General features: G+C 70.9%; 5 protein-coding genes. 4 read left to right on the forward strand and 1 reads right to left on the reverse strand.

Annotated elements, in window-relative coordinates; genetic code table 11:
• Nucleotides 1-51: 51 nt before the first annotated feature.
• From ACWCYO_RS32470 to ACWCYO_RS32485, 4 genes are all read left to right on the forward strand, one after another.
• Complete coding sequence (locus tag ACWCYO_RS32470) at nt 52-1,563, forward strand: glycoside hydrolase family 43 protein (RefSeq protein WP_449786220.1); 1,512 nt, start codon at nt 52-54, stop codon at nt 1,561-1,563.
• 41 nt (nt 1,564-1,604) lie between these two features.
• Complete coding sequence (locus tag ACWCYO_RS32475) at nt 1,605-3,362, forward strand: cellulase family glycosylhydrolase (RefSeq protein WP_449786221.1); 1,758 nt, start codon at nt 1,605-1,607, stop codon at nt 3,360-3,362.
• Nucleotides 3,363-3,426: 64 nt separating this feature from the next.
• The gene (locus ACWCYO_RS32480) at nt 3,427-5,175 is read left to right on the forward strand and encodes a cellulase family glycosylhydrolase (RefSeq protein ID WP_449786222.1); all 1,749 of its coding nucleotides are present in this window, start codon (nt 3,427-3,429) and stop codon (nt 5,173-5,175) included.
• Between the two features lie 70 nt (nt 5,176-5,245).
• Nucleotides 5,246-7,363 carry a beta-galactosidase gene (locus tag ACWCYO_RS32485; protein ID WP_449786223.1) on the forward strand — a complete coding sequence of 706 codons (2,118 nt, stop codon included), beginning with the start codon at nt 5,246-5,248 and terminating at the stop codon, nt 7,361-7,363.
• A 56-nt stretch (nt 7,364-7,419) separates the two neighbouring features.
• Here ACWCYO_RS32485 and ACWCYO_RS32490 read toward each other — a convergent pair whose 3' ends face one another.
• Nucleotides 7,420-8,508: an aldose epimerase family protein gene (locus ACWCYO_RS32490; protein WP_449786224.1), complete on the reverse strand. Its 1,089-nt coding sequence runs from the start codon at nt 8,506-8,508 to the stop codon at nt 7,420-7,422.
• Between the last annotated feature and the right edge of the window lie 104 nt (nt 8,509-8,612).

Genomic DNA, 8,612 nt, shown 5'->3' on the forward strand with positions numbered 1-8,612 from the left:
GGGGCACCACCCCGAACACGAACCCCTCCTCACGAATCAGGACCCGACCACGTGTCAGACCAGCACCAGCCCGACGGCACCGTCCCCAACCCGGTGATCCCCGGCTTCCACCCCGACCCCAGCGTCTGCCGCGTGGGCGACGACTACTACCTCGTCTGCTCCAGCTTCGAGTACTTCCCCGGCATCCCGGTCTTCCACAGCCGCGACCTGGTGAACTGGACCCAGATCGGCAACGCCCTGGACCGGCCGAGCCAGCTGCGCCTGCCGCTCGACATGCCGTCCTCCGGCGGGATCTACGCACCGACGCTGCGCCACCACGACGGGCGCTTCTGGCTGATCGTCACCAACGTCGGCGACGGCGGCAACATGCTCTTCACCGCCACCGACCCGGCCGGCCCGTGGTCCGACCCAGTCCGGCTGCCCGGGGTCCCCGGCATCGACCCGGACCTCACCTGGGACGAGGACGGCACCTGCTGGTGCACCGTCGCCGGCGTCTCCCAGGTCCGCATCGACCCGACCACCGGCGAGACCATCGGCGAACCGTACCGGATCTGGTCCGGCACCCCCGGCGCCATGGCCCCCGAGGCCCCGCACCTTTACCGGATCGGGGAGTACTGGTACCTGATGATCGCCGAGGGCGGTACCGAGCGCGGCCATGCCGTCTCCATCGCCCGCGGCCCGTCTCCCTCCGGACCGTTCGAGCCGTGCCCGGCCAACCCGGTCCTGACCCACCGCGGCACCGACAGTCCCATCCAGAACACCGGGCACGCCGACCTCGTCCAGGCGCCCGACGGCTCCTGGTGGATGGTGCTGCTCGCCGTCCGGCCGCGCGGCGGCACCCCCGCCTGGTACGTGCTCGGCCGGGAGACCTTCCTCGCCCCGGTCGAGTGGGTGGACGGCTGGCCGGTCGTCGGCAAGGTCACCCCCGAACTGCCCACCCCGGCCTGGCCGCTGCACCCCGCGCCCGCCGTACCGGCCCGGGACGACTTCGACCAGGCCGAGCTGCACCCCCAGTGGATCTCGGTGCGCCGGCGCCCGGAGCACCTGTGCACCACGAAAGAACGTTCCGGCTGGCTCACCCTGCGCGCCGCCGGCGCCTCCCTGGACGAGAACGACGTGGTGTTCGTCGGCCGGCGCCAGCAGCACCTCGGCTGCCGGGCCCGCACCCTGATCGACCCCACCGACGGCCGCGGCGGCCTCGCCGTCCGTCTGGACGAGGAACACCACTACGAGATCGAGGCGGCCGACGGCGAGGTGAAGGTCTTCGCCCGGATCGGTTCGCTGCGCACCGAGGTCGCCGCCCGGGCGGTACCCGCCGGAGCCGTGGTGCTCGGTGTCGAGATCGCCCCGCGGCCGACGCGCGGCCCGCGCACCGGCCCTGACGACATCGTCCTCGGCATCGAGGAGCCCGACGGCGCCTTCACCGTGCTCGCCACCCTCGACGGCCGCTACCTGTCCACCGAGGTGGCCGGCGGCTTCACCGGCCGGGTCATCGGCATGTACGCCGCGGCCGGCACCGTCCGCTTCGACCGGTTCGACTACGAACCCCTCCCGTTTCCCTGACCACCCGCCAGGGGCTCCCGTTCATCCGAAAGGAACGATCCGTGAACGACGCACGGCAGAGCACACACCCGCGCAGCCGCCGGCTCCACCGGACGGCCGGCCTCGTGGTGGCACTGGTCACCGCCGGCGCCCTCTGCGACGGCACGGCGATCGCCGCACCCGCCGAGCAGCCCCCGTCGGCGGCCGAGGCGGCCGAGGCCGCCGGGGCCAGGGCCCCGCACGACGCGATGGCCGCCGTCGCCCAGATGCAGCCCAGCTGGAACCTCGGCAACACCCTCGACGCGATCCCCGGCGAGACCTCCTGGGGCAACCCGCTCACCACCAAAGCGCTTTTCGACCGCCTCAGGTCCGAGGGCTTCCGCAGCGTCCGCATCCCCGTCACCTGGTACCCCCACCAGTCCGACACCGCCCCCTACACCATCGACCCGGTGTGGATGAAGCGGGTCAAGGAGGTGGTCGACCTCGCTCTCGCGGACGGCCTCTACGTCGAGATCAACGTCCACCACGACTCGTGGAAGTGGATCATGAACATGTCCACCGACCACGACACCATCGTGGCGCGGTTCAACTCCACCTGGCGGCAGATCGCCACCGCCTTCAAGGACGAACCGCGCACCCTGCTCATGGAGAGCATCAACGAACCGCAGTTCGCCAACGCGACCGACGCCCAGAAGACCCAGTACCTGCGGGAACTCAACACCTCGTTCCACGACATCGTCCGCAACTCCGGCGGCCGGAACAAGGACCGCCTGCTCGTCCTGCCCGCGGAGGAGACCAACTCCGCCCAGCACTGGCTCGACGACCTGTCCACCACGATGAGCACGCTGCACGACCGCAACCTGGTCGCCACCGTGCACTACTACAGCTGGTACCCGTTCAGCGTGAACATCGCCAACGGGACCACCTACGACGCCACGGCCCAGAAGGACCTGACCGACGGCTTCGCCCGGGTGCACGACACCTTCGTCGCCAAGGGCATCCCCGTCTACGTCGGCGAGTACGGCCTGCTCAGCGAGCCCAACTCCGGCACCGTCGAACGCGGCGAGATGCTGAAGTACTACGAGCACGTCAACTATGTGGCCCGGGCCAACGGCTTCACCACCGCGCTCTGGGACGACGCCAACTACCTGAACCGCACCACCCTCCAGTGGCGGGACCCGGCCCTGATGGACCTGATCAAGGCGTCCTGGACCACCCGCTCGGGCACCGCCTCCACCGACAACGTCTTCCTACCGGCTTTCGGCCCCATCATCGCGCAGACCATCACCCTGAACCCCAACGGCCTCTGGTTCGCCGGCCTGTGGCAGGGCGACCGCCCGCTCATCCCCTTCCTCGACTACACCCTCGACGGCGACCAGCTCACCCTGACCGCCGACGCCCTCACCCGGCTCGCCGGCAACCGCGCGCACGGTGTGAACGCGAACATCCAGATCCGCTACTCCGACGGCGTCCCCTGGCAGCTCAACATCCGCTCCTACGACAAACCCGCCATGTCCGACGCCACCGGAACGCTCGACGAGCTCACCATCCCCACCCGGTTCAACGGCTCCCTGATGGCCAACGTGCAATCCACCTACGCCGACGGCACCGCCGCCGGCCCGGCCTCCTGGACCACCTACCAGACGTTCGACAACTACCGCCCCGACTACACCGCCAACACCACCACCGTGAAGCCCGACTTCCTCAAGTCCCTCAAGGACAGCGCCCCGGTCACGCTCACCTTCCGCTTCTGGACCGGCGACACCGTCACCTACACCGTCACCAAGTCCGGCAACACCGTCACCGGCACCGCCTCCTGACCCCAGTCCGCACCTCCTCCCGAGATCCGAGCTCCCCCACCTGTTCGCACGAAAGGGACCTCCCGTGAACGACGCACCACAGACCGCGCGCTCCCGCAGTCGGCTCCACCGCACGGCCGGCCTCGTGGTGGCCCTGGTCACCGCCGGCAGCCTCGCCTGCGGCACCGCCGTCGCCGCACCCGCCGACCAGGCCCCGTCGGCGGCCGAGGCCGCCGGGGCCAGGGTCCCGCACGACCCGACGGCCGCCGTGGCCCAGATGCAGCCCAGCTGGAACCTCGGCAACACCCTCGACGCCATCCCCGACGAGACCTCCTGGGGCAACCCGCTCACCACCAAGGCCACCTTCGACGGCCTCAAGGCCCAGGGCTTCCGCAGCGTCCGGATCCCGGTCACCTGGTACCCCCATCAGTCCGACACCGCCCCCTACACCATCGACCCGGTGTGGATGAACCGGGTCAAGCAGGTGGTCGACTGGGCCCTGGCGGACGGCCTCTACGTCGAGATCAACGTCCACCACGACTCGTGGAAGTGGATCGCCGCGATGTCCACCGACCACGACACCATCGTGGCCCGGTTCAACTCCACCTGGCGGCAGATCGCCACCGTCTTCAAGGACGAACCGCGCACCCTGCTCATGGAGAGCATCAACGAGCCGCAGTTCGCCAACGCAGCCGACGCCCAGAAGACCCAGTACCTGCGGGAACTCAACACCTCGTTCCACGACATCGTCCGCAACTCCGGCGGCCGGAACAAGGACCGCCTGCTCGTCCTGCCCTCGGAGGAGACCAACAACGCCCAGCACTGGCTCGACGACCTGTCGACCACGATGAGTTCGCTGCACGACCGCAACCTGGTCGCCACCGTGCACTACTACAGCTGGTACCCGTTCAGCGTGAACATCGCCAACGGGACCACCTACGACGCCACGGCCCAGAAGGACCTGACCGACGGCTTCGCCCGGGTGCACGACACCTTCGTCGCCAAGGGCATCCCGGTCTACCTCGGCGAGTACGGCCTGCTCACCTCGCCGTACTCCGGCGTCGTCGAGCGCGGCGAGATGCTCAAGTACTTCGAGCACGTCAACTACGAGGCGCGGCTCAACGGGATGACCTCCGCCGTCTGGGACGCCGCCAACGACTTCCTGAACCGCGGCACCATGCAGTGGCAGGTCCCCGAGATGAAGGCGCTGATCCAGAGCTCCTGGCGGACCCGCTCGGGCACCGCCTCCACCGACAACGTCTTCCTACCGGCCTCCGGCCCCATCACCGCCCAGACCATCACCCTGAACCCCAACGGCCTCTGGTTCACCGGCCTGTGGCAGGGCGACCGCCCGCTCATCCCCTTCCTCGACTACACCCTCGACGGCGACCAGCTCACCCTGACCGCCGACGCCCTCACCCGCCTCGCCGGCGACCGCGCCCACGGTGTGAACGCGAACATCCAGGTCCGCTACTCCGACGGCGTCCCCTGGCAGCTCAACATCCGCTCCTACGACAAACCGACGATGGCCAACGCCACCGGAACGCTCGACGAGCTCACCATCCCCACCCGGTTCAACGGCTCCCTGATGGCCAACGTGCAATCCACCTACGCCGACGGCACCGCCGCCGGCCCGGCCTCCTGGACCACCTACCAGACGTTCGACAACTACCGCCCCGACTACACCGCCAACACCACCACCGTGAAGCCCGACTTCCTCAAGTCCCTCAAGGACGACGCCCCGGTCACGCTCACCTTCCGCTTCTGGACCGGCGACACCGTCACCTACACCGTCACCAAGTCCGGCAACACCGTCACCGGCACCGCCTCCTGACCCCAGTCCCTCCCCGCCCCGGCTGCCCCCTCCCGGCAGCCGGGGCTCCCACACGTTCCGAGGTGCACCCATGGTCCTACTGCCCCCGCGCGTGCTGTTCGGCGCCGCCTACTACCACGAGTACCAGCCGTGCGAACGGCTCGAGGAAGACCTCGACCTGATGGCGAAGGCGAGGTTCACCGTCATCCGGGTCGGCGAGTCGGTCTGGTCCACCTGGGAACCGGAGAACGGTCGCTTCGAAGTGGACTGGCTGACCCCCGTCCTCGACGGCGCCCACGAGCGCGGCATCGCCGTCATCCTGGGCACACCCACGTACGCCGTGCCGCCGTGGCTGGCCCGGCAGTACCCGGAGATCGTCACCGAGCAGGCCACCGGCCGGCCGATGGGCTGGGGTGCCCGCCAGGAAGCCGACTTCTCTCATCCCGCCTTCCGCCACCACGCCGAACGCGTCACCCGGGCGATCCTCGACCGCCACGCCCGGCACCCGGCCGTCATCGGCTTCCAGGTCGACAACGAGCCCGGCCTGCGCCTGCCGCACAACCACGGCGTCTTCCAACGGTTCGTCGACCACCTGCGGCACACCTACGGCGACGTGGAGAACCTCAACCGCGAGTGGGGACTGGTCTACTGGTCGCACCGCCTCTCCACCTGGGCCGACCTCTGGACGCCCGACGACAACCAGCAGCCGCAGTACGACGTCGCCTGGCGGGCGTTCCAGGCCCGCCAGACCACCGAGTTCATCGCCTGGCAGGCCGCCATCGCGCGCGAGTACGCCCGCCCCGACCAGTTCGTCACCACCTGCCTCGCCTACCACCACCCCGCGATGGCGGACGACGAGATCACCGACGCCCTGGACGTCACCGCAGGCAACCCGTACTACGACATGCAGGACGCGCTGGCGTTGCCCGACCCCACGCCGGACGACCACGAGCAGCAGTGGAAGACCACCGGCGTGTGGGCGCTGTACCAGAGCGCCGACCGGGTCTTCTCCTCCCGCCAGGAACCCTTCCTCGTCACCGAGACCAACGCCCACGCCATCAGCGGCAGTTCGGAGAATCGGCCGGCCTTCGACGGCCAGTGGCGGCAGGCCGCCTGGGCCCTTGTCTCGCGCGGCGCCCGGATGATCGAGTACTGGCACTGGCACACCCTGCACTTCGGCACCGAGACGTACTGGGGCGGGATCCTTCCGCACAGCGGCAAGCCCGGCCGGGTCTACGCCGAACTCGCCCGGCTCGGCGGCGAGTTCGAGACCGCAGGGCCGCTGGTCGCCGGGCTCGAGCCCGACGCCGACATCGCGATGGTCTACTCGATGCCCAGCAAGTGGCTGATGCAGAAGTATCCGCCGCTGGCGAAGCCGGACGGCAGCCCCGATCCGACCTCCTACCACCGAGTCTTCGACCCCTTCTACCGCGGCGCGTTCGAGGCCGGCCGCCAGGTGCGGATCCTGCACGCCCGCCGGCTGCACGACGCCCGGACCGAGCGCGACGGTCCGGCACCCGACGAGGCCGCACGGCGCCATCCCGTACTGGTGGTCCCCGGGCTCTACCTCGCCGAGGACTCCCTGCTCGACTGGCTCGCGGCCTATGCCGAGGCCGGCGGCCACCTGGTGCTCGGCCCCCGCACCGGCTACGCCGACCACGAGGCCCGGGCCCGCCACGAGACCGCCCCGCCGCGCCTGAGCTCCGCCGCGGGCGCGTGGTACGACGAGTTCAGCAACCTGCCCGCGGACCTCCCGGTGCACGCCGCCCCCGGCAGCCCGCTGGAGCTCCCCGCGGGCGCCACCGCGACCCGCTGGGTGGAGGGCCTCACCGCCACCGACGCCACGGTGCTGGCCCAGTACGACCACCCGCACTTCGGCCGCTGGCCGGCCGTCACCACCCGCGCCCACGGCTCCGGTCGGGTGACCTGCGTCGGCACCGTGCCCGGCCGCGACCTGGCCCGGGCGCTGGCCGCCTGGCTGGCCCCCGCCCCGACGAGCGGCTGGCGCGAGCTGCCCACCTCGGTCACCGCGACCACCGGGACGGCCCCGGACGGGCGCCGCGTCCACGTGGTGCACAACTGGAGCTGGCAGCCCGTCGAGGTGCCGGCGCCCGCCGCACTGGTCGACGTGCTCAGCGGCACCCCGGTGCCGGTCGGCAGGCCGGTCTCCTTGGACGCCTGGGACGTGCGGGTCCTCGTCGCGGGATGAAAAGGGGCGGCGGGCCCCACCCGGCCCACCGCCCCGTTCCCCTCGACCTGAAGCCCCTACTCGGCCGAGAAGCAGTAGACCGTCATCGAGCGGAACTCCTCCCCCGGGCGCAGGACGGTGGAGGGGTACTCGGGGCGGTTGGGCGAGTCCGGGAAGTGCTGGGTCTCCAGCGCGATGCCCGCGTACGCCTCGTACGGGTGACCGGAGCGGCCGGTCAGCGTGCCGTCGAAGAGGTTGCCGGTGTAGACCTGCAGCCCCGGTTCGGTCGTGAGGCACTCGAGGCGCCGGCCGCTGGCCGGATGGCTCAGGACGGCGACGCGCCGGAACCCGTTCCCGTCCAGCACCCAGGTGTGGTCGAAGCCCTGGCCCGCCCGGCGGATCTGCGGGTCCCGGTCGACGACGCGGTCCCCGATCCGCCGGGCTTCGCGCAGGTCGAAGGGCGTGCCGAGAACGCGTGCGACGGGACCGATCGGGATCAGTTCGGCGTCGACCGGGAGGTAACCGGCGGCATCGACCCGGAGCAGGTGGTACAGCACCGTCCCGCTGCCCTCGCCGGCCAGGTTGAAGTACGCGTGGTTGGTGAGGTTGACCACCGTCGGGGCGTCCGTGGTCGCCCGGTAGCCGATCCACAGCGCGCCGGCCGGGTCGAGCAGGTACGTCACCTCGACGCTGAGTGCCCCCGGGAACCCCTGGTCACCGTCGGGGCTGTGCAGGCGCAGGCGCACCCCGGCCCGACGGCCCTCCCGGACCGCCACGCCGTCCCACAGCCGGGTGGCGAAGCCGTCCGTTCCGCCGTGCAGGGTGTGGCCGTTCGGCTGGGTCGCCAGCCGGTGCGTCGTGCCCTCGAGCGGCAGTGCGCCGTCCGCGATCCGGTTGGCGTAGCGGCCGACCGTCGCGCCGAAGTACGCGGCCTCCCCGAGCAGGTCCTCGACGCGGTCGCAGCCGAGGACCACGTTCGCTCGCCGTCCGTGCCGGTCCGGCGCGTGCAGGGCCTGGAGGCGGGCGCCGAGACTGAGCACCTCGGCGGTCACGCCCTCGGGCGAGCCGATGGTCCAGCGGGTGACGGGCCGTCCGTCCGGCATGGTGGCGGCGACCTCCTGGGAGACCGTCAGTTCACCCTGGGACACGAGTGCGTCGCTCTGCACCGGGATGCTCCGTTCCTTGCGGGATCGTGGACGGGAGGGCCGCCCCATCGGCGTCGTGGCGTCCGCTATTTGTCGCTGTAGGGCGCGTTGTCGTTGAACAGGTG

The sequence above is a fragment of the Kitasatospora sp. NPDC001683 genome, assembly GCF_053596495.1.